Origin of the sequence: Bradyrhizobium sp. C9 (assembly GCF_002532045.1) — a bacterium.
Classification (GTDB): Bacteria; Pseudomonadota; Alphaproteobacteria; order Rhizobiales; family Xanthobacteraceae; genus Bradyrhizobium.
In genome coordinates, this window is sequence record NZ_NWTG01000041.1 from 1 (window position 1) to 22475 (window position 22475).

The 22475-nt window shown below is 62.6% G+C and carries 19 protein-coding genes and 1 pseudogene; 1 reads left to right on the forward strand and 19 read right to left on the reverse strand.

What is annotated here, in order from left to right; all coding sequences use genetic code 11:
- The 13 genes and pseudogenes from CO675_RS38135 to CO675_RS38200 form a co-directional block, all read right to left on the reverse strand.
- Window positions 1-133 (reverse strand): annotated as a pseudogene (locus tag CO675_RS38135) (NAD(P)(+) transhydrogenase (Re/Si-specific) subunit alpha); the annotation flags it as partial.
- Window positions 134-486: 353 nt separating this feature from the next.
- On the reverse strand, window positions 487-1191 hold the full coding sequence (locus CO675_RS38145) for an ABC transporter ATP-binding protein (protein WP_097677023.1): 705 nt from the start codon (window positions 1189-1191) through the stop codon (window positions 487-489).
- Window positions 1178-1984 (reverse strand): ABC transporter ATP-binding protein, encoded by an 807-nt coding sequence (locus tag CO675_RS38150; protein WP_245453083.1) that lies wholly within the window; start codon window positions 1982-1984, stop codon window positions 1178-1180. The genes CO675_RS38145 and CO675_RS38150 overlap by 14 nt, the downstream gene beginning before the upstream one ends.
- Window positions 1981-3015, reverse strand: a complete 1035-nt coding sequence (locus CO675_RS38155) for a branched-chain amino acid ABC transporter permease (protein ID WP_097677024.1) — start codon at window positions 3013-3015, stop codon at window positions 1981-1983. Before CO675_RS38155 ends, CO675_RS38150 begins: the two co-directional genes overlap by 4 nt.
- Window positions 3012-3884 (reverse strand): branched-chain amino acid ABC transporter permease, encoded by an 873-nt coding sequence (locus CO675_RS38160; protein WP_097677025.1) that lies wholly within the window; start codon window positions 3882-3884, stop codon window positions 3012-3014. The genes CO675_RS38155 and CO675_RS38160 overlap by 4 nt, the downstream gene beginning before the upstream one ends.
- A 111-nt stretch (window positions 3885-3995) precedes the next feature.
- The gene (locus tag CO675_RS38165) at window positions 3996-5159 is read right to left on the reverse strand and encodes an ABC transporter substrate-binding protein (RefSeq protein ID WP_198964895.1); all 1164 of its coding nucleotides are present in this window, start codon (window positions 5157-5159) and stop codon (window positions 3996-3998) included.
- Between the two features lie 277 nt (window positions 5160-5436).
- Entirely contained in the window at window positions 5437-6927 is a 1491-nt protein-coding gene (locus CO675_RS38170; protein ID WP_097677027.1) for a pyridoxal-phosphate dependent enzyme, read from the reverse strand.
- A gap of 52 nt (window positions 6928-6979) precedes the next feature.
- Entirely contained in the window at window positions 6980-9385 is a 2406-nt protein-coding gene (gene cofH, locus CO675_RS38175; RefSeq protein WP_097677028.1) for a 5-amino-6-(D-ribitylamino)uracil--L-tyrosine 4-hydroxyphenyl transferase CofH, read from the reverse strand.
- A complete protein-coding gene (cofC, locus tag CO675_RS38180; RefSeq protein WP_097677029.1) occupies window positions 9385-10077 on the reverse strand; it encodes a 2-phospho-L-lactate guanylyltransferase in 693 nt (230 codons plus the stop codon). Before cofC ends, cofH begins: the two co-directional genes overlap by 1 nt.
- An 8-nt stretch (window positions 10078-10085) precedes the next feature.
- Window positions 10086-11024: a 2-phospho-L-lactate transferase gene (gene cofD / locus CO675_RS38185; protein ID WP_097677030.1), complete on the reverse strand. Its 939-nt coding sequence runs from the start codon at window positions 11022-11024 to the stop codon at window positions 10086-10088.
- Entirely contained in the window at window positions 11021-11794 is a 774-nt protein-coding gene (gene cofE / locus CO675_RS38190) for a coenzyme F420-0:L-glutamate ligase (protein WP_097677031.1), read from the reverse strand. Before cofE ends, cofD begins: the two co-directional genes overlap by 4 nt.
- Before the next feature lie 3 nt (window positions 11795-11797).
- Window positions 11798-12457, reverse strand: a complete 660-nt coding sequence (gene npdG / locus CO675_RS38195; protein WP_097677032.1) for an NADPH-dependent F420 reductase — start codon at window positions 12455-12457, stop codon at window positions 11798-11800.
- Between the two features lie 21 nt (window positions 12458-12478).
- Window positions 12479-13255 (reverse strand): LamB/YcsF family protein, encoded by a 777-nt coding sequence (locus CO675_RS38200; RefSeq protein ID WP_097677033.1) that lies wholly within the window; start codon window positions 13253-13255, stop codon window positions 12479-12481.
- 256 nt (window positions 13256-13511) lie between these two features.
- Here CO675_RS38200 and CO675_RS38205 point away from each other — a divergent pair, with 256 nt between their 5' ends.
- Window positions 13512-14699, forward strand: a complete 1188-nt coding sequence (locus CO675_RS38205) for a diaminopropionate ammonia-lyase (RefSeq protein WP_097677034.1) — start codon at window positions 13512-13514, stop codon at window positions 14697-14699.
- Window positions 14700-14735: 36 nt separating this feature from the next.
- On the opposite strand, the gene CO675_RS38210 is transcribed toward CO675_RS38205, so the two are convergent.
- The 6 genes from CO675_RS38210 to CO675_RS38235 form a co-directional block, all read right to left on the reverse strand.
- Window positions 14736-15494, reverse strand: coding sequence for a GntR family transcriptional regulator (locus CO675_RS38210; RefSeq protein ID WP_097677035.1), 759 nt, complete (start codon window positions 15492-15494; stop codon window positions 14736-14738).
- 53 nt (window positions 15495-15547) lie between these two features.
- On the reverse strand, window positions 15548-16768 hold the full coding sequence (locus CO675_RS38215; RefSeq protein ID WP_097677036.1) for a xanthine dehydrogenase family Fe-S subunit: 1221 nt from the start codon (window positions 16766-16768) through the stop codon (window positions 15548-15550).
- A complete protein-coding gene (locus tag CO675_RS38220; RefSeq protein ID WP_097677037.1) occupies window positions 16765-17604 on the reverse strand; it encodes an FAD binding domain-containing protein in 840 nt (279 codons plus the stop codon). The genes CO675_RS38215 and CO675_RS38220 overlap by 4 nt, the downstream gene beginning before the upstream one ends.
- On the reverse strand, window positions 17601-19976 hold the full coding sequence (locus CO675_RS38225; protein ID WP_097677038.1) for a xanthine dehydrogenase family protein molybdopterin-binding subunit: 2376 nt from the start codon (window positions 19974-19976) through the stop codon (window positions 17601-17603). Before CO675_RS38225 ends, CO675_RS38220 begins: the two co-directional genes overlap by 4 nt.
- A 207-nt stretch (window positions 19977-20183) precedes the next feature.
- Window positions 20184-21461: an ArgE/DapE family deacylase gene (locus tag CO675_RS38230; RefSeq protein WP_097677039.1), complete on the reverse strand. Its 1278-nt coding sequence runs from the start codon at window positions 21459-21461 to the stop codon at window positions 20184-20186.
- A 35-nt stretch (window positions 21462-21496) separates the two neighbouring features.
- Entirely contained in the window at window positions 21497-22450 is a 954-nt protein-coding gene (locus CO675_RS38235; RefSeq protein WP_050401073.1) for an LLM class flavin-dependent oxidoreductase, read from the reverse strand.
- Between the last annotated feature and the right edge of the window lie 25 nt (window positions 22451-22475).

Here is a 22475-nt window from a genome sequence, read left to right on the forward strand (position 1 = left end):
AGCCCGACTTGACGCCCGCGCCCGGCTCGACGGCCACCTCGGCGCCGATCGCCTTGAACTTCTTGATGGTATCGGGCGAGACCGCAACCCGCGGCTCGGACGCATCGATTTCCTTGGCAACGGCGATCTTCACACTCACAGCACCACTCTTGAGAACCAACGAGGTCATTCACCACATCGGCGACGCAAGCACGGCATTGCCCAGAGGATCGTCCTCGATCCCAGGGTGGCCGCCTGCGTCGCAGGATTTTCCGGCTTTCCAACGCCGGCGCATCAATCGCGCGGCGTCCCGAGCCCAAAGGAGACAATTCCGCCGGATTCGAAGTCGGCGCATCGTTGCGCCAACTTGACGATCTCGGCGCGGGCCTTGCGATCCCGCACCCTCATGAACGACGCGAGAAGCACAAGGCATTCGTCGGAACTCACCTCATGCCTCGCTCGCGCCGCACCGCTCATGAGAGTCTTGTCGCCCCTGCTCACCTACGATCATCCGCCCAAGTAGGCAGATCGCACGTGCTCATCGTCGATCAGATCCTTGCCGCTGCCGGAAAGAACGATCGAACCGGTCTCCAGAAGATAGGCGTAGTCGCACATCTCGAGCGCCGAGTAGGCGTTCTGTTCGACCATCAGGACCGTCGTTCCGGACTTCCTGATGCCATCGATGATCGAGAACACCTGTTCGACGATGTTGGGCGCCAGGCCGAGCGATGGCTCGTCAAACATCATGAGCCTGGGCTTGGACATGATCGCGCGCCCGATCGCCAGCATTTGCTGCTCGCCGCCGGATAGTGTCCCGGCAACCTGATGCCGGCGCTCGGCCAGCCGCGGAAACATCCCGAAGATCCGCTCCCGGTCCGCCGCGATCTCCCGACGATCCGAGCGCAGATACGCGCCCATGTCGAGATTTTCGTCGACGGTCATGTCCGGGAATACTCGCCGCCCCTCAGGGCAATGTGCGATCCCCTTACCCAGGATTTCCCGCGCCGAGCACTTCGTGATGTCGTGCCCGTCGAACGTAATCCGTCCGGCGGCCGACGGCAGAATTCCGGAGATCGCCCGTAGCGTCGTACTTTTTCCGGCACCGTTCGCTCCGATCAGCGCGACCAGCTGCCCCTGCCCGATCGACAAGGTGACGCCCTTGAGGGCCTCGACCTTGCCATACCGGCAAACCAGACCATTAATGTGCAGCATGCCGGCTGGCTCCTTCACCCAGATAGGCACGAATGACCTCGGGATTGCCGCGGATCACCGCGGGCGGCCCTTCGGCGATGATGCGGCCGTAATTGAGCACGACGATGCGATCGGAGACGCCCATCACCATCGGCACATCGTGTTCCACCAGCAGGATCGACATGCCGCGACCATGCAGCTTGTCGAGCAGCTCCATGAACCGGGCGGTTTCCGTCGCGTTCATGCCCGACACCGGCTCATCCAGCAGAAGCATCGACGGGTCTGTCGCAAGGGCAAGCGCGACGCCGAGCAGACGCTGGTCGCCATAAGACAGCGATCCGGCCAGTTCGTCGGCACGGCGCGCGATCCCAACGATCTCGAGCAGCTCATGTGCTAGATTCCTCAGCTCCGCTTCGGCCCGCCCTTCGCGCGGTAGCGCCAGCAGCGTATCCAGCAGTGTCGACCGGCTCCGTCGGTGCAAGCCGATCATCACGTTCTCGAAGACGGTCACGCTCTGGAACACGCTGGTACGCTGAAAGGTCCGCGCGAGGCCGAGCGAGGTGACTTCATGCGGCTTGAGGTTGCTGAGCGAGGTATTCTTATAGCGCACCTCGCCCTTGGTCGGTCGCAGAAAGCCGGTGATGACGTTGAAGGCCGTCGTCTTGCCGGCGCCGTTCGGTCCGATCAGGCTGACAATCTCACCCTGGTTGACGACGAAGCTCATATCGGTGATCGCAATCAGTCCGCCGAAATGCACGGCAATATGTTCAACGGACAAAACCGGCTGCGGAGCGTTGGAGGGCATGGTGCTCATGGCGTGTCGTGCATCTTGGCTTGGAGAGGCTCCGGATCAACGCTGGTATTCGGCGCGGAGAACCACTTCTCGATGGCGGGGACAATTCCCTTCGGCAACACGAAGACGATGATGATCATCAGCAGGCCATAGAGGATCCACTGGATCTCGGGCGTGGCGAACGAACGGGCGGCAACCGGAATGAAGCCGAAGATGAGGCCGCCAACGATGGGCCCCGCAAGGGTGCCCTTGCCGCCCGAGATCACCATGATCACCATCGTGACCGTGTAAAGGAACGCAAACACGTCGGGATCGATGATCTTGAGGTAATGGGCGTAGAGGCTGCCCGCGGCCCCCGCGATGCCCGCCGAAAAGACAGCAGCCAGCACCAGATAGCGGGTCACGTCGATCCCGACCGAGACTGCGAGCGACTCGTTCTCCTTGAGCGCAATCATTGCGCGCCCGACGCGGGAGTAAACCAGACGCTGGATGACGACGTAGGACACCACAAGGACGGCAAGCACGAGATAGTAGTTGGATTGCTTGCTGTAGAAGTCGAGATAGCCAACTCCGGGGAATCCCAGCGTCATCGGCGGGATTGAGGTCAGGGCGAGCGGGCCTTGGGTCAACTCGACCCAGTTCAGCGCGACCAACCGGACCACTTCCGCAAAGCTGATGGTCACGATGACGAAGTAGGCGCCCCGCACCTTGAAGGAGAGCTTCCCGACGGCATAGCCGCAGAGCGCGGCAACCAGGGTGCCGATCACAAATCCGGTCCAGACCGGCCAGGGTTCGTGAACCACACGGATACCGCCGATCAACTCGACGTCGAAGCCCAGCGATACGAGCGCGCTGGTGTAGGCTCCGATGCCAAAGAAGGCAACGTGACCAAGGCTCAGCTGGCCGGTGTACCCGAGCAGGAGATTGAGACTCATCGCGGCGATAATCAGGATACCCGTCGTGATGAAGGCGTTCAGCAGATACGGATCGTGCAGCCAAAGCGGGACGGACGCGAATGCTGCGAGCGCGATATAGGGGACCAGACGCTTCATCCGATCCGCTCCGCGCGTGCAAAGAGACCGGTCGGCCTGAAGAGGAGAACGACGATGATGATCAGAAAGCCCATGGCATCGCGGTAACCCGACGAAACGTATCCGGCGCCGAGTTCCTCGGCCAACGCCAGCAGGAAGCCGCCGATGGTGGCCCCTCCGATGCTGCCGAGGCCGCCCAGGATGACGATGGCGAAAGCCTTCAGCGAAGCGAGATTGCCCATTTGCGGGGAGATGACGTAGACGGGCCCGAGCAATGCACCCGCCGCTGCCGCGAGGCTCGAGCCGATCGCGAACGTCGCCATGTAGATGAACTGGATGTTGACCCCCATGAGCGAAGCAGCGTCGCGATCCTGAAAGGTGGCGCGCATCGCCTTTCCGAGTTTCGTGCGGTTGATCAGGAGATAGGACACGCCGATCAGGGCAAGGGCCGCGCAGAAGACGAACAGGCGCAACCAGGATACCGAAATCGAACCAATGACGAGTGGAAGTTCCGGGAACGGCGTCGAAACCGACTTCGCGACACCACCCCAGACGAATTGCTCACCATTCTGCATCACGATCATGGCGCCGATCATGACCAGCATGGTCGTATCGATATCCGCACCACGCATCGGACGCAGCAGGACGACCTCGATCAGAGCACCAGCAAAGCAGCCCAGGACCACCGCCACGATCAGCGCAAGGAAGAAGTTGAGGCCGAGCATCACGCCGACGAAATACAGCGCATAGGCCCCGAAGGAGTAAAGCTCACCGTGCGCGAAATTGACGACACGCATGATGCCGAAGATGAGCGTGAGCCCAATGCCCAGCAGCGCGTAGGTGCTGCCCAGGATGAGCGTGTTGACGATGTGTTGCAGAAGCTCGGTCATGCTGATTTTTTCGGTCGAAAGACCGCTGATCCTCTCTTCAGAGCATGTACAATGGGCGAGGCAATGCCAAGGCGCCACCAATCATGGTGGCGCCTTCTGCGATCGTCGAGCTCAGGAGCCCGACAGGACGATCTTTTCGTTCTCGATCTTGATCAGATAGAGGTTGGGCATGCTCTGGCCGCTTTCCTTGCCAGCCGGCCCCTGCTTCTGGAACTTGATCTGACCATTCAGACCGGCAAAGTCGGTCGTCCAAAGCGCATCGGTGATCGCCGCGGGCTCTGCCTTGCCGGCCCGCTGGATCGCATTGGCGATCGTGCGAATACCGTCATAGCCGCGGAAGCTTTCAGTCGCGCCGGCGATCGCATAGCCACGCTTTTTCCACTCGCCAAGGAAATACTTCGTTGCAGCCGGGTCCGGGGTCTTGTCCGGATACCAGGGCGCGAAGGTCGTCAAATGCATCGAGCCGTTCGCTGCAGCGCCGGCCTGCTCGATCAGCTGATCCGGATTCTGCGAGCCGCCGGTGGTGACGATCCGCTTGGTGATGCCGAGCGCTGCGGCCTGCTTCAACACAAGGGTCAGCTGCTCGACCGCGGTCGTCACCATGATCGTGTCCGAGTCGGTTGCCTTGATCTTGGCGAGCTGCGCGCTCATGTCCTGGGCGGCCTGATCCATGATCTCCACGAGGCCGACCTGAATGTTCTGGGCCTTCATGATCTTGCCGAAGTCCTCGGCCGATCCGCGGCCCCAGTCATTGTTGATGACGAGAAAGTCCGCCTTCTTGATGCCGAGTGACGGCATGATGGACTTGAATTCGGTCGCCTCGACCGACGACGGCGGCGAGATGCGGAAAATGTAGGAGTTGCCCGACGTCGTGATCTTGCTCGAGGACGAAGTCTCAACCACCATCGGAACCTTGTATTCCATGAGCTTCGGCATCACTGCGAGCGTCAGGCTCGAGCCCCAGGCGCCCATGATCACGGGCACCTTGTCGCCGGTGATCAACTTCTCGGCGACGGCCGCGGCCTCCGTCGGATTGCTCTTGTTGTCTTCGATGACCAGCTCGATCTTGCGACCGAGCAAGCCGCCCTTGGCATTGATTTCGTCGGCGGCAATCTTGGCGCCGTTCACGACATAGGTACCGGAAGCGGCGAACGGTCCCGTCAACGGCTCATTGACACCGATCTTGATGGTCTGCGCCGCGGCGCCCGTCGCCAGTGCGGTCGACATTGCCGCGGCAAGGGCCGCGCCCGTAATCAATCCATGTGCTCGCTTCATCTTTCCTCCTGTGCTCGCTTGAGCCATGCCTAGGGAACGAAACACCAGTGCAGCGCGCCAGCTTATGGGTGCTGGCCATTCGTCACCGCCGGGATGATCCTATCATCCTATTCTTAGTATCTTAAAGATACTTCTAATCTGCCGTCAAGCAGGCGCCCTGCTCTATTTTTGTTTTCGCAGTGCCCTCATTTGACGCAGCCGCTCATCATTTGCGCGTTTGCTTTCGCCTAGACCAATTTCGAAACTCCTTCGACGGACACGATGCCGCGCATGCCGATCAAGCGTTGGCCAAATTCGCTTCCTTGTTGAACTCGATGGTGAGTTGATCCCATTCGCCCAGGCTGTCCTGAATTTTGCTCCAGAAGGACTGCGAACGGCGCCGCTCAAAATCGGCGACTGAAACGCCCTGCTGCTCGACCCAGGTGTAGTAGCCGAGGTTGAAGACCGCGCGGCGCGACAGCTCCGTCAGCTCGACGACATTGTCGGAGGCGGCGCCGAGCAGGCAGGCGCCGAAGATTTCGGCGGCGTTCACCTGATCAAGGCCGCGCGCATAGTGCTTCTCTTCGAATTGCCTGCGTTCGCTGCCGTACATGGCGGCACTGTCCGTCGCCACGGTGACGATGGCCTTCTCAGGCCCGTAATTCATCTGCCTTGCGAGCTTGATCGAGGCGATGATGTTGGCGAGCCCGGAGATGCCGACATGGTCAAAGGCGTGCACCAGCGCGGGGTCGAGACCGCGGCGCGTCTCGAGATAATCCCGGCCCGCCTTCGAGCCGAACAGCAGGTTGAGCTGGTCCGTGGTTCGGTCCGAGACCCCGACGACGAAATCGAGGTTCATGACATTGTGAATGAGCGGGATGTGCTTGTCGCCGATCCCCTGGATGTTGTGCTCGCCATAGCCATTGTTGAGCATCGTCGGACATTCGAGCGCCTCGACGGCAACGACTTTTGAGCCCCAGCGCCTCTTGAGAAAATCGCCCGCGGCGATCGTTCCCGACGACCCGGTTGCCGAAACGAAGGCCGCCAATTCGTGGCTATCATCCTGATTGAACGCCTTGAAGGCGTCCTCCGCCGCGCGCCCCGTGCATTCATAGTGGATTAGATAGTTCGAGAACGACGAGAACTGGTTGAGGATGACGTTGCTGTCGTCCCGCTTGAGCTCCGCGCACTTGTCGTAGATCTCCTTGACGTTGCTCTCGGTGCCGGGTGTCCGGATGATGTCGGCCGGATCCGTCACCCATTTCTCGAGCCATTCGAAGCGCTCGCGGCTCATCCCTTCGGGCAAAACGGCAACGCCGCGGCAGCCGAGGATCCGCGAAACGGCGACACCGCCGCGACAATAATTGCCGGTGGAAGGCCAGATAGCCTTCTGTTTGGACGGATCGAAGCGCCCGGTCACGAGCTGCTCGATCAAGGCGGCATAGGCCGGCAGGACCTTGTGCGCGCCGATCATCGGGAAGCGATTGCCGAGCAGCACGATGATCTTGGCATCGACGCCGGTGATCTCCTTTGGCAGCACGAGATGGCCCGGTACCAGGTCTCTGCTCCTGCGGTTTTCCGCATTGTACCAGTGCATGCGCCAGAGGTTGGCGGCGCTCGGCTCATCCGGTCCGACCGCCGCGATGTCCTCCCACACCTTGGCCGACGGAAGCGGTGGATGCGCGAGCTGCGAGAAGGTCGGCAGCGTCAGGTTAAGCTTGCGCGCTTGCGCCGCGGCCTGCCGCCAGCCTTTCCTGTCGACGACATTCGGCTCAATTACAAACGCCATTTTCAAACATCCCTGTTGGAGAGTTCTCTGCTCTCGCGGCTTTCCGGGTCCTTTAGCACCCCGCGGATCGCATCCCCGTGCTGGTCTGCCGCTCGCAGACCGCGTCAAATGAGCGCTGCCGCCGAACGTCGTCTGCGACGCCATACGTCGTCGTGCGCTGACGCGGCACACGGCCCGCCGAAACGATGATCGATTCGAGCGCCTGCGGCGTCATTTCCTGGCCGTGCGACGCGCCGGCTGAGCGGGAGATGCTCTCATCCATCAGCGTGCCGCCGAGATCGTTGACGCCAGCCGAAAGGCAATGCCGCAGCCCCTCCGGTCCCATCTTGACCCAGGACGCCTGGATATTGGTGATGTGTGGGTTGAGGACGAGGCGCGACACCGCATGCATCAAAACCGCCTCGCGGAATGTCGGTCCCGGACGGGCCCGACCCTTGAGATAGACCGGCGCTTCCATGTGGACGAACGGCAGCGGCACGAGCTCGGTAAATCCACCGGTCTCCGCCTGCAAGCGCCGCAGCCGGAGCAGATGCCGTGCCCAATGGTCGTAACGCTCGATATGGCCGAACATGATGGTGGCCGTCGATCGGAGCCCGATCGAATGCGCTGTGCGCATCACGTCGAGCCACTGCTGGGTCCTGATCTTGTCCGCACAGAGCGTCTCGCGTACCTCGTCGTCGAGGATCTCAGCGGCGGTTCCCGGCAACGTGCCCAAGCCGGCCGCTTTCAGCTCCTGCAAGAACTCCGCGACAGAGATGCCAAGTGTCTTCGCTCCTTGATGGATCTCGAGTGGTGAGAACGCATGGAGATGCATGGTCGGGACGGCGCCCTTCACGGCCCGGCAGATATCCAGATACTTCTGCCCCGTGTAGGAAGGGTGGATGCCGCCCTGCATGCACACCTCGGAGGCGCCGCGGTCCCAGGCCTCGGTGACCCGCTGCGCGACTTCAGACATTTCAAGGTCGTAGGGCCGCCCGCGCAGGTTCTCGCTCATCTTCCCCTTTGAGAAGGCGCAGAACTGGCATTTGAAGGAGCAGATGTTGGTGTAATTGATGTTACGGCATACGACGTAGGACACCACGTCGCCGTTGACGCTGCTCCGCAGTTCGTCGGCGGCCCGGCAGATACTGGTAAAATCACTCTCGTGAGCGCGGAACAACCTGACAATCTCGCCCTCGGAAAGCTCATCGCCGCGCTGGGCCTTGGCAATGACCGATGCGACCTCGCCGCCATGCGCGATGGGCGGAGCGGATTTCAGCCATCCGAGCTCGCGCGACGGAACCCCGCCGATGTGGCCGGGGTGCCAGTCGTCGGTGCGCGGAAATCCATCCCCGTCGACGCGATCGAGGACCGACTTCAACAGCTTGTTGTCGAGCCAGCGCGACGGATAGCGTGCGAAGCTCGGATAGATCGGCAACCGCTTCTCGAGCCGCTTGCCGGTTGACCGCGTTGCAGCCTCCAAGAGCCGTAAATGCGGCCATGGTGCTTCAGGATTGACGTGGTCCGGCGTGACAGGCGACACGCCGCCCCAATCGTTGATCCCTGCCGCAACGACACGCCCCAGTGCTGCGGGGCTGAGGTTCGGCGGCGCCTGAATGTTCATCTCCGGCTCGAAGATCACGCGAGCGACAGCGATGGTCCAGAGATGATCGTCCACGGAAGGCGCCGGCGCATCGGCCATGCGCGTTCCGACCTTCGGCCGGAAGTTCTGGACGATGATCTCCTGCAGATGGCCATGCGCGTCATTCAGGTCCCGCAGCGCGAGCAATGCATCGATCCGTTCGGCCCTGGTCTCTCCGATGCCGATCAGGATTCCGGATGTGAAGGGAATGGCCTGCTCACCGGCAGTCTTGATCGTCTGCAGCCTGACGGCCGGCACCTTGTCCGGCGATCCGAAGTGGGGGCCCCCCTTTGCGCAAAGCCGATCGGACGCGGACTCCAGCATGATCCCCTGCGAGACCGATACCTTGCGCAGCATGGCAAGGTCGAGCTCGCTCATGATCCCGGGATTGACGTGAGGCAGCAGGCCGGTCTGCTCGAAAACCGCCCTGGCGACCTCGGCGAGATACGACAGCGAGGATTCGTGGCCGAGCCTGGTCAGTTCTTCACGGGCGACGCGATAGCGAAGCTCCGGCTTGTCGCCGAGCGTAAACAGCGCCTCGTGGCAGCCGGCCTCCTTGCCGGCCTTGGCGATGGCGACCGCTTCCTCGATCGAGAGATACGGCTTGACGTTCGAACGCGGCGCGTGAGCGAACGTGCAGTAGTGGCAGACATCGCGACAAAGCTGGGTGAGCGGGATGAATACCTTGGGCGAATAGGTGATGACATCGCCGTGCGCGGCATCCCTTCGGCTGGCGGCGGCCGTCAGGAGTTCGCCAATGTCAGCAAGATCGATGAGCTGGTAGGCTTCGCTTCGGGACAGGCGACGGTCGAACGGAAGATTCAAGACAGACGTCATCAGAACAGCCTCACGGGAACAGGATGGTCGTCGCTGCAGAAGCGCTCGGCAATCTTGAGCTCATCAAGAAGCGAACCTGTCGTTCCGAGGTTCTGCGACGAGATCAGATACGGACCAAAATCGATTGGGCAGTCGATGTCCTTCCCGATGCCATGGGACTTGAATACGCTGCAGCTCAGTTGCCGATGGCGCGCCAGGGCACGGTGCGCGCGGAAACTCTCTTCGCCAAATCGAGGCTCAAGCATGCCGGGCGACCGCATCGCCAGAGCATTTGTGCCACCATCGTAGAGGGCCGGTACGAGCACGATCGGCGTGTGGTCCAGCAACCGGATGACGTGTTCGAAATCCTCCGGCCGGGCGAATGGAATGTCGGCGGGGACAACGAGAACCCGCCGCGCGCACGCTTGGAACGCATCGAGGCCGCGCTGCACCGCGGCATTAACGCCGATCTCGACCTCATCAAAGATCATGGCCGCGCCAAAGCGCTTGGCGATCGCAAACGCTTCCGGGTCGGCGCTCACCACGGCGATGCCGGCCAGAGAGCGCGTATCGCGGAGGTTTCCGAGAACATCGCACAACATGGCTTGCGCCAGTTTTGCGCGCTCGGTCGCCACCAGGATGTCGCCCAGCCTGCTCTTTGCTTGACTGAACCGTTTGACAGGCACCAGGGCCCAGGTTTCGGACTCATCCATCGCGTCGCTCAGCTTCGTAGTCGATCGAGAAATCGGAGACACTCGCGCGCCAGCTCAACGCGTTCATCCTTCGAGCGCATGACCGTGTTCGTCACATGCACGGGAATGCCGATCGCGTCGGCGTCGGCCCGGTCTTCGCGATCCATCACCAGACCATCGAGGAAGCCATAGTGCCTGACGATCGAGGCGCAGTTCGTCGCAACCCCGAGCTCGTTCATGATCTTCGCGGTCGGTCCCTTGATGGCACGGCCGCCGACCAGCGGCGAGACGGCAACGATGGGGGCCTTGGTCGCGTCCAGGGCGGTCCGGATACCGGGCACAGCCAGGATCGGATCGATGCTGAGATACGGGTTCGACGGGCAGACAATGATGGCATCGGCGGCGCCGATGGCCTGCAATGCGGCGCCGGTCGCCGTTGCACCGTTGGGGTTCTGGAATTCGATCTTCCTGACCTCGGGCCGCGCCTGCAGCTCGACGAAATAGCGTTGAAACGCGAGCTTCTGATCGGCCGTCACCACGACCGTGGCAAACGGATCGTCAGTCATCGGCAGGATGCTCGCTTCAATGCCGAGATGCGATGCAATCATGCCCGTGAAATCGGTCAAGGTTACGCCGGCGCTCAGCGCACGCGAGCGCAAGACGTGCATGGCAAGATCGCGGTCTCCCAAACGAAACCATGTCTCGCCCTTCAGGCCGCCGAGCGCCTCCATGAAGTTCCAGCTTTCGCCGGCTCGTCCCCAGCCACGCTCTTCGTCGGCAAGCTCGCCCAGCGTATAGACGACCGTGTCGATATCCGGCGAGATCGTGAGACCGAGATGCTCGAAGTCGTCGCCGGTGTTGACGATGACGGCAAGCTTGGCGCCCACCAGTCGATTGAGGCCATAGGCCAGCTTGGCGCCGCCGACCCCGCCGCAAAGCGCAACAACGTTGAAGTCAGCGCCACTCATCGAAACATGTCCTGGCTCTTGGGCCGCGCGAGCGCGGCCGCGGGTGAGACCGGCCCGCTAAGCGTGAGGCCACGGACGAGGATGATCGGCACCCCCTCGCCCGCCTGTCCCATCAGAAGCGAGGCCGCGCCGGCAATCTCATCGGCTATGGCGACCTCGGTGACGCGCATCGCCCGGCCGAACATGTCTGGGACGCCTATCTGGCTCAACAGCGAGGGAATGCCGGCAGCGCCGATCGCCACGCCGACGACACCATTGCGCCAGGGACGACCAAAACTGTCGTTGATGATGATTCCAAGATTGAGGTCGCCGGCCACGTCCAGCGCGCTCTTCAGCTTCTGCGCTGATCCGTCTGGATCTTCGGGCAGCAGCAGGACGCGCTCTTCGCCTTCACGATGCTCGATGTTCGATTGGTCGATGCCGGCGTTGGCCATGACGAAGCCTAGCCGATGCGCGGCGATGACGACGTTCGGCCGGGTCTTGACGACTTCGGCGGATTCGCGCAGCACGACCTCAAGGAAGCGCGGGTCCTTGCCGACCGTCGCCGCGAGTTCGAGCGCCTCGGGTGACGGCTCGACGTCGCTCAGCCGAACGTACCGCCCTTCCGATTTCGAGACGATTTTCTGCGCAATGACGAGGATGTCGCCGCGCTGCAACTCGAGTGACATCGCCGCCAGGCCCTGCCTGACGAGCGCGGCAAGATCCTCGCCCGGCTCGACGCGCCGAATGTCCTGCAGGGCGATGTATTCGACTCGCGTCCCCACAGGCATCGATCAGACACCCGGGCTGGCGGACAGGCCGGTGATGCGGATGCCGGCGCCGGGCACCTTGTAGCGCCGGTTGATCCCGATCAGTACGGATGTCAGCGCCTCGGCCGCCGCCGAATTCGCCAGCACGCCACCGTCGATGCCGGCCGATGCGACTTCGTTCGCGAGACCGATGACGACGTCGCGCGCCGCCTTGTCGTCGCCGAAGACCAGAACGTCGCAATCCGCCCGGCTGCCCTGATGCAGCTTGGTTGCGCCGACATTGTGGAAAGCGGAGACGACCCGCACGCCGGGCCCGAGCAACTGCTGCGCAATCTGCGCGGCCGAGCCGGCGGACGGAAGCTGGACGACGGACACTTTCGGCGGCACCAGCGGGACCGCGGCATCGACGACGATCTTGCCTTGAACCATGTCCTTGACTTCGTTCAACGTCGCATCATGGCTTGCAAACGGCACGGCAACGACCACGATGTCGGCAGCCTTGGCGGCGGCGGAATTGTCGTCGCCCGAGACGTCGCCGGTCATGGTCTGGGCCGTGCTCCTGGCCTTCTCCGCAGAGCGTGAACCGAGAATGACTTTGTAGCCCGCCGCAAGCCAGCATTTCGCGAGGCCGGACCCCAGGTCACCCGTTCCTCCAAGGATGGCAATCGTCGGTTTCGTATTCATGTCTCGGTGGCCTTTCCAGGATTAGTCGAGGGGCATTTCGGTGAGCGGCACGAGCTTGACGCCGGCCTTTTCGAGGCCCTCGCGCACGGCACGGGCTGTCGCGACGCCCGTGGGCTCATCGCCATGGACGCACAGCGAGTGAACCTTGCATGTGATCTTCTTGCCGTTGCGGGAGGTGATGGTGTTGTTCAACACCATATCGAGCACCTGCCGGGTGGCGACCGCCGCGTCCTTGATGACCGAGCCCGCAATCTTGCGCGATGTCAGATTGCCGTCGTCGTCGTACTGGCGATCGCAGAAGCCTTCGATTGCGACGGGAAGTCCGAGCTTGCGGCCGGCCTTCTCCATCTCGGACCCCGCGAGAGCCACATAGATGATGCGCGGATCGACGGCCTTGATGGCGCGGCCGATGGCAAGCGCGTATTCCGCGTCTTCGGCGGCCATGTTGTTGAGCGCGCCGTGCGGCTTGAGGTGGGTGACCCGCTCGCCTTCGTACGCCGCCATCGCCTGCAGCGCGCCAATCTGGTAGGCGACCATGTATTCGAGGTCATCGGGGCGCATATCGATGCGCCGGCGCCCGAAGCCCCAGAGATCGTTGAAACCGGGATGCGCACCGATCGTGACGCCGAGACGCTTGGCTTCGCGCACGATGTTGCGCATCACCCGCGGGTCGCCGGCGTGAAAGCCGCAGGCGATATTCGCCGATCCGATGATCTCAAGGATTCCCGCATCGTCACCGACGTCGTAGGCGCCGAACCCTTCGGCCATGTCGGCGTTCAAGTTGATCGATATGGTCATCCGTCACCTCGTCTGCTTGAGCTATAATGTCCTATCATTAGTACGACAATCCCTTTTGCAAACAATTTTTCCCGCTTTTCCGAAGGTCGCCTTTGGCAGCGACCACGGCAGGCGGTCGCCTCACGATATCCGTATTGAACCATCATCCCAATGATAGTATGTATCCCCCACCCTGGCAAGCTACGCTGCCCGATGACTCCACGTCCGATCAGCGGCGGCAGCCCCACCAAACAACTCATCGCGAAGGCCGGTTCGAATGTTCCTGTCGAATACAAGTTCATCCCACGACCAACCGCTCGACCCGGCGGATGCCGCCACGCTGTCGCGTGAAGAAGCCCGCGAAGTCGAGCGCTTGCTAAGCTTCCGGCCGAACCACGCGGAAACGCCGCTGCGATCGCTGCCGGCGCTCGCCCGCGAATTCGAGGTGAAGTCCATCCACATCAAGGACGAATCGCATCGACTCGGCCTCGGCAGCTTTAAGGCACTGGGCGGATCCTACGCTGTTGTCAGGCTACTGCTGGAGCATGCCGGCAACAAGCTGGGCCGCGCGGTGGACATCAGCGAGATCGGGACGCCTGCGATACGCGAGATCGCGCGCGGCCTGACAGTCGGCTGCGCCACCGACGGAAATCACGGGCGATCGGTCGCGGCCGGCGCGCAGATGGTCGGAGCCAAGGCGGTCATTTTCGTGCATTCCGGCGTCACGGACGAGCGCGTACAGGCGATTGCCCGCTTCGGCGCGGAAATCGTTCGGGTGCCCGGCACCTACGACGACTCCGTCGCGGTCGCCGACAAGGTCTGCCAGGACAATCGCTGGATCGTCGTCTCGGATACGTCCTGGCCCGGCTACGAGCGCATCCCCGGACTGGTCATGCAGGGCTACACGGCGATGCTGAACGAGATCCTCCGGCAGCAGCCTGAGGCACCGACCCACGTCTTCATCCAGGCCGGCGTCGGCGGCCTCGCAGCCGCAGTCGCGGGTTACTTTGATGTCGTCTTCGGCAAGAGCCGGCCAAAATTTGTAGTCGTAGAGCCCGAACGGGCTGCCTGCCTCTATCAAAGCGCCATCGCGGGCGCGCCGATCAAGATCGCCCATGGCGAGCCGACGATCATGGCGATGCTCGAATGCTACGAGCCTTCTCTGGTTGCGTGGCGCATCCTGTCGCGGAAGGCGGACGCGTTCATGATGGTCAGCGAGGAAGGGGCCGCGGTAGCGATGCGCCGGCTCGCACACCCGACAAGCAACGATCCGGCCATTGTGGCCGGCGAAAGCGGCGCTGCCGGATTGGCCGGCCTTTGGCGCGCCGCCAAGAGCAGCACCGCGCGTGAATCGCTGGGCCTGAACCAGGCATCGCGTGTGCTGCTGATCAACACTGAAGGCGCGACCGACCAGAAGCGCTACACGGAAATCGTAGGGGCTTCGCCGGCGAGCGTCCTCGCCTAGCGACAATACGGAGCGGGCCTTGCGCCCGCTCCTTCGTCAGGCCTTCGTTCGCTTCTTCGACTTTTCGAGAAGATCGGAACGAAGCGCGAAACAACTGCGGTGATAGTGGATGTTGGCGACATAGACCGCGATGTCGTTGCTGTCGACCAGCACCAGGCGACAATCGGCGGTTGGTTCACCGAGGCCGATCTTGAGCAGCTCGGCCGTCTCGGGATCAGCCACGCCGATCGTCACGACCTGATGAGCATGGGCGAGCGTGATGTCGTCCATCTCCATGATCTTCGTCAGCGCGGCGGTGTGGGTGAAGCGCTTGCGGTCCTTGAGGTAGAGATTGCGCGCCAGATGGAGGTTGACGACAGAGAACGGCTCGTCCTCGTTGTACTGCACGCTTCTGAGAAAGGCGTAGCCGGCAGCGGGCTTCCCTTCATGCGCGGCGAGCCGGGGCGGCTCCGCATTCTCCTCGACATAGACGCGCTTGAGGACGTTGTTCCTGACGGAATCGACCATCGACTCGAAATCGTTGGCGAGGTTCAGCCAGTGACGATTCTTGGGTCTTCCGGACACGAAGGTCCCGCGCCCCTGCTGCGCATCGAGGAGTCCCTCGTTCCGCAACATCTCGATCGCCTGCCGGACCGTAACGCGCGCGACGCCGAATTCGGTTTCGAGCTCCTCGATGGTCGAGATCTTGTCGCCCTCTTGCCACTGCCCGGACTCGACCCGCTGACGCATCACCGATGCGACCTGCACGTAGAGGGGGACCCGGCTGCGCTCGTAGTTTGGGACTAGCTTATTCATGATAGTAAGATAGTCCATTTCATCGCTGAAGGCGAGTTTTTATCGCCGAACAACTAGGATCGTCGCAACAGCCATCGAAGCGCTCGTCTCACATAATCCAACGCCATCGATCGCATGAGCGCGCCGGCGTCGAATTCCTCAACCATGGCCGGCTCACCCTCGCCTCCCCCCGATCGATGGGAGAGCCGCGTCTCGAGGTTCTGGACAAAGACGGCAATGATTCGTCCGGCCACGTCCTGAATCAGGCCGGAGCGGCTGAACTGCGCCAGCGCCCCGGTCAGAGTAAAGCCAATGGTGAGATCGACCCGGGTCTGGTCTGCCAGCTCACCCGGCTTGACGGCATAGCCGATCAAACCGCGGGTCGAGGAGTTGCTGCGCTTGTCCTTGCCTGCGCCGACGATCGTGCCGGTGCGGGTCGCATCATCGCGCGTCACATCGGCGATGCCTTGAAATTCGGCAGAGATCGGCCCGACCTTGATCTTGATCTGGCCGTCGACATGACCGTCGACCGGCTCTCCGGCCAGCGATGCGCCCGGCAGGCAGGCGGCGACCGCGCCGATGTCGGCGAAGAAATTCCAGACGTCGTCGACCGGATGCCCGACAGTGAAGCTCTGCGTGAAGGTCGTTTGCGGCTTCCAGCTCGTATCCCTGAGCGAGACCGCAGACGCTGCCGGCGCTTCCGCCTTTTTCGCAGTTGGGGCGGCGTTTGCCTTGGGCCGAACGGAGGCTGGGGTCACCGCGGTCGCGTTGCCGGAGCCCGACGGTCCAAGACGCGTCCGGTTTCCGTTTGGGATCGCCGCGATCCCTCGTCCTCTGCGGTCCGCGATCACACCCTGGATGGCGCGGACGATGCCGACATAGCCGGTGCAGCGACAAAGGTTTCCGCTCATGGCCACCCGGATATCGCGCTCGCTGGGGTCCTGCATGCGCAGCACGACGTCGCGCGCCGAGACGACCATCCCAGGCGTGCAGTAGCCGCATTGAAGGCCGTGTTCCCTTGTGAAAGCCGCACGCAGTTCGCGCGTGATCTCGTCGTCGTCGAGCCCCTCGATCGTCGTGACGTCGGCTTGCTGGCAGGCCAACGCGAAGGTGATGCAGGAGCGCGTCGGCACACCATCGACAAGCAGCGTGCATGCGCCGCAGACGCCATGCTCGCAGCCCAGATGGGTGCCGGTCAGATTGAGCTTCTCGCGGAGAAAGTCCGCTAGATGCGTCCGCGGCTGGATCTCCGCGCTGACGGCGCTCCCGTTGACATTGAGGTTGCAGGTGCTCATTGCGGCCGCGCCTGCTCGATCGCACGGCGCAGCGCGGCGACATGAGTTTGCTTATCCAGGGGATCGACCATCCCTGCCTTCTCCAGAATCTCGCCGACGGCCCCGCCGTCGAAACTGTCGCTCGGCCGCGGCGCGCGGCCGTCACCGATCACATCGCTTGCCGTGGCAATGACGACCGGACGGCTCTCCGTTGCGCCAATCACCGCACGGCTGACGCCGCGATCGGGGTCGGTCATGAACGCGCCGATCGCGTGGGCAAACTCGCCGGTCTTGCGGCAGCTCTTGTAATAGCCCCAGCGCGCCGATTTACTCAGTCGCGGCACCACGACGCGAACGAGAACTTCGCCTGGGCGCAGGTCGGCTTCAAGCGCGCCCACCATGTAGTCCTCAACGGCCACGGTCCGCTCACCGGCCGGGCCGCGCAACACGACTTTCGCGCCGACCGCGGCGAGGATCGAGTGCCAGTCAGCCGACGGATCAGCATGAGTCAGGCTTCCGCCGATGGTGCCGCGATTGCGCACCGCGCGATATGCGATGCCGTTGGCCACCGTCGGTAGCGCACCGCGCGTGACGTCGGTGACGCGGAGATCCTCGATATCGGCATGCGTGACGCAAGCCCCGATCGAGATTTCGTCCGCCCCGTCACTGAAACAACGCAGCTCTTCGATCCCGGTCAGGTCGACGATCAGATCGGGCTGCACGAGCCTGAGATTCAACATCGGCCCGAGCGACTGGCTCCCGGCCATCATCTTGACGGTCCGGCTGTCGTCCGCGATGAGCCTGATCACCGCATCGACCGCATCGGGGCGCGCATAGTCGAAATTGACAGGTTTCACGCCGGCAACCCTTCCGCCAGTTCGGGCGCCTTCGCCTTGCGACGCTCGGCTGCAGCCTGGATGGCCTCGAGGACGCGCCGTGGCGTCATCGGTGTGTGCAAGACCTGGGCACCGAGAGGCCGCAAGGCGTCGTTGACCGCATTGCCGATTGCTCCCGGAGGCGCAATGGCGCCGCCCTCGCCGATGCCTTTGACGCCGAACTCGGTATACGGCGCCAACGTCTCCATATGGCCAAGCTTGGGCGCCGGCACCTCGGTCGGGCCCGGCAGCAGATAGTCGGCAAAGGTCGATGCGAGCGGCTGCCCCGACGTATCAAAGTTCATCTCTTCATACATTGCGGTGCCGATGCCCTGCGCCAGCCCGCCATAGATTTGCCCGTCGACAACCATGGGGTTGATCAGCTGACCGCCGTCTTCGACGACCACGTAGTCGATCAGCTCGATATCGCCCAGCTCCGGATCGACGGCGACCACCGCGATATGGGTCGCATAGCTGAACGTGCCGGAATCACGCGCCGGCTTGTAACCGATGGTGACCTCCAGGCCCCTCGGATCGACGGTTGCCGGCAGATCCTGCGGCCTGCGATACCAGGTGTGCGCGATTTCATCGATCTTCACGCTGTTGGACGGACCAACGACCGCGCCGTTCTCGAGCTTGACGTTCTCGATTTCGGTCTGCAGCAGATGCGCGCCAATGCCCTTGACGAGCTTGGCGAGTTCACGCGAGGCGGTCGCAACCGCGCCGCCGGACATCACCGCGCAGCGCGATCCCCAGCTACCCGTCGAGTAAGGCGTGTACTCGGTGTCGCCGTGAACCAGCTTGATGCGCGCGATGTCGATGCCAAGGATCTCGTGTGCGACCTGCGGAAGCGTGGTCTCCATGCTTTGACCATGCGAATGCGCGCCGATGCGCAGCTCGAGGCCTCCGTCGGGGGTCATACGGGCGGTTGCCTGTTCGTGCCCGGGAACCATCGGGATGCCCCAGCCTGCGTAGACCGACGTGCCGTGCGCGCCCTGCTCGCAATAGACGGATAGACCGACCCCGATCAACCGACCGTCCGGCTCGCCCTTTTTCTGGCGTGCGCGGAGAGCGGCCAGATCGATCTTTGCCAGAGCCTGCCGCAACGATTCCGGATAATTTCCGCTGTCGAAATGCTTCTTCGTGATGTTGTCGAACGGCATCTGCTCCGGCCGCACCAAATTCTTGAGCCTCACCTCGTAGGGCTCAAGACCGCATTCGTGTGCGATCGCGTCCATCATCAGTTCGATCGCATAGCAAACGCCGGTTCGGGCAACGCCGCGGTAAGGCAGGATCGGGCACTTGTTGGTGGACACCGACCAGGTGCGGCAGCGATAGGATGGGAAATCATACGGGCCAGGCAGGATGCTGGCGATCTGCGCTGCCTCGAGACAGGCCGAGAACGGATAGGACGAATAGGCGCCGGAATCGACCGAGGCCTCGCACTCGACACCGCGCAGTTTCCCGTCGCGATCGGCATAGACGGTGATGTTATAGTGATGCTCGCGACAATTCGCGCCTGCCGTCAAATGCTCACGGCGATCCTCGATCCAGCGCACCGGATAGCCGCAGCGCATGGCGAGCCAGCCGAGGCAAACATCCTCCGTCAGCACGATACCCTTGTAGCCGAAGCCGCCGCCGACATCGGGCGAGACGATACGGATCTTCAGCTGCTCGAGATTGAGGCACTCCGACAGGCCGTTGCGCACGATGTGCGGTTGCTGATTGCCGGTGTAGAGGACGAGCTGGTCCATCCGCTTGTGCCAGACCGCAACCGTGCCGCGGCCTTCCATCGGCGCCATGCTCTGCCGCGCGGTCGATATCTCGCGCGTGATCTTGATCGGGGCGTCGTAGGCCGCTTCCATGTTGATGTCGACGAACGTCTCGAGGAAGACGTTGTCGCCCCACTCCTCGTGCACCAGGGCCGAGTCCGGACGTCGCGCCAGCAGCATGTCATGCACGGCCGGCAATTCCTCGAAATCGACTTCGACCGCAGCCGCAATGTCCTCGGCTTCCGCGCGGGTATCGGCGACGCACATCGCGATCAATTCGCCGACCTGACGGACCTTCTCGAATGCGAGGATCGGCTGATCGGAGGGCTTGAAGCCCGGCAGTCCGGACACCGCGCGAATCGGACGCGTATCGGCTGCGATATCCGACGCAATGAAGACGCTGCTGCGGAGATGCGGCGGGATGCGGATATCCCTGATCCGCGCATGTGCAAGCGGACTACGGACGAACGCGACGTCGCGCATGCCGGGCAAGCGAATATCGCCGACATATTCGCCTCGTCCGCGGAGAAAGCGATCATCTTCCTTTCGGGGAACGGAAGCTCCAACGCCCTGCCTTGCCACTCCGTCTCCCCTCTTGTCGTCGGTGTCCGGGCGATCGGCAGCTCGAACACAAATTCATTCTATTATCGCAAAGATAGCATCACTACGATTGAGCGTCGAGTCTCGAGAACCCTCCCGCGTGCGACAATAGCGAGTTCGCACCACCGACGCCGCCAAAAAAGGAGGGGCCCAAACCATGGGCCCCTCCTGGATCGATCCGGCCCTTGATCACTTGGCTGGGGCGGAATTGCACCAGTCGTGGATGCTGAGCGCCATGACCTTGATGGCCGTCAGGTAATCATCGATCGAGACATACTCGTCGTTCGCATGCATGACCGCCGTCGAACCGGGTCCGAAGATCACGGTCGGCGTATTCGCGTACTTGTTCAAGAACCGCGTATCCGCCGCACCCTGGCGCCCCGAGATCGTCGGCTTCTTGCCGGTCACTTCAGTATAGACATCGCAGACGGTCTGCACGATCGGATGCTGGACCGGAATCTCGGAAGCCTCGGCGTCGTAGCCGACGAACTTCACCACGGGCGGATGGTCCTTCATCCAGGGATCCTGAGCCGCAACCTCGGCGATCTTCTTGACGAGGCTCTGCTTGACGCCCTCGTGGTCCTCGCTCGGCACCGTACCGATCGATCCCTTCAGTACGGCGCTCGCCGGGAAGGCGCTCGGATAGTTGCCGGCCTGGAAGCTGCCGATGATACAGGGCAAGGAGTCGATGGCGCTCGGGTAGAGCGCGTGCTTGACGGTCGCCACGCGCTCGTCTTCCAGCTCCTGCACGGCTTTCACGATCTTGTTGCCGAGCTCGATGGCGCTGATGCCGAGGTAGCGCTGCTGGATACCGGCGGGCTTGCCTTCGATGTCGATCTGGAACCAGATGCGCCCGATGCAGGCCGGCTGCACGAACAGGTCGCTGGTCTCGCCGGAAATACCGGCGTCCGCCTTGTAACCGCGGATGACGGTGTCGAGCGTGCCGTGTCCGCTGACTTCCTCGTCGATGACGATGTTGATCATCACATCGCCCTTCGGAGTGAGCCCAAGCTCCTTCAGGTACTGGACCGCGAGCACGTGACTGGCGACACCGCTCTTCATGTCGCACGAACCGCGACCGTAGATGCGCCCGTTCTTGATCGAAGCCGACCACGGATTGTCGCTCCATCCCTCGCCGTTGCCGACGGGGATCACGTCGGTATGACCGTTGAGAAGCAGCGAGCGGCCGCCGCCGGTGCCCTTCAGGGTCGCAACGATGTTGGGACGATTCTCGTAGCCGCGGTCGACCGGGCGATAGCCGGGATGTTTCTTCAGCTCGTCCCAATTGGTCTCCCACATGTCGACCTCAAGACCGACCTCGGTCAGGTAGCCGTGCATGTGTTTCTGGATCGCGGCTTCGTCGCCGGTCACGCTCGGGATCGCGACCATATCCTGGAGGAACTTGATCGCGTGATCTTTCGAAGCGTCGACCTTGTCGATGATCTTCTTGCGTACGGGGTCAGTCATCTGCTTGTCGCCTGTGTTGAGCGTTTCTGGGTTGGTTACTTGGCGCGCAGGCGCGGGATGATCTCACGCGCGATGGTTTCGACCTGGTCCGCCTGATACTTGTACGGGACGAAGATGATCTTCTGGACGCCCAGCGCAATGTGCTCGCGCAGCTGGGCGACGCACTCGTCGACCGAACCCATGATGGCGCTCTCGCGGCTGCAATCGCTGTGAGCCGGGAAATCCCACTCCTTGTTGAGCCAGTCCATCATGTCGGCTTCGACCGCCTGCCGCGATTTGCCGATCATGATCGGCAATTGCGAGGCGTTCTTCAAAGTCGACGGATCCTTACCGCCCTCCTTGGCGAAGTTGATGATCTTGTCCCACGACTTCTTGAAGTCGGCGGGACGATAGAAGTAGGTCAGCCAGCCGTCCCCGTTCAGTGCGGCGCGCTTCAGCACGGGATCGGCGTATCCGCCGATCAGCAGCGGAATTTGCGGCTGCGCCGGCTTGGGGTACATCACGGCCTTGGAAATGTTGTGGCGCATGTATTCGCCCGAGACCGACTCTTCGGTCCACAGCCGGCGCATGATCTCGAGATTTTCATCCATGATCTTGCCGCGCTTCTCGAAGGGAATGCCGAGCGCGTCGAACTCGCGCTTGTACCATCCGGACGCCATGCCCATGATCAGGCGGCCCTCGGACAGCTGATCCATGCTCGAGAGCTGCTTGGCAAGCGCCACCGCGTTGCGGAGCGGCAGCACCAGGATGCCGGTGCCCATCTTGATCCGCTTGGTGCGCGCGGCGATGCCCGTCAGCGTCGTCAGGGAATCGATGATCGGGAAGTTCGGATCCACGCCGAGAAGCATGTGATCCCAGACCCAGACCGAATCGTAGCCGAGTTCCTCGACCCGAACGCCATACTCGACGAGCGCCCGGGCGTTGGGCATTTCGGGATAAGCGGTGAAGTTGCGCGCGGCAATACCAAACGTGTTGGCGAGCGTGGTCATCAATAGATCTCCGGACTTGGTGTAG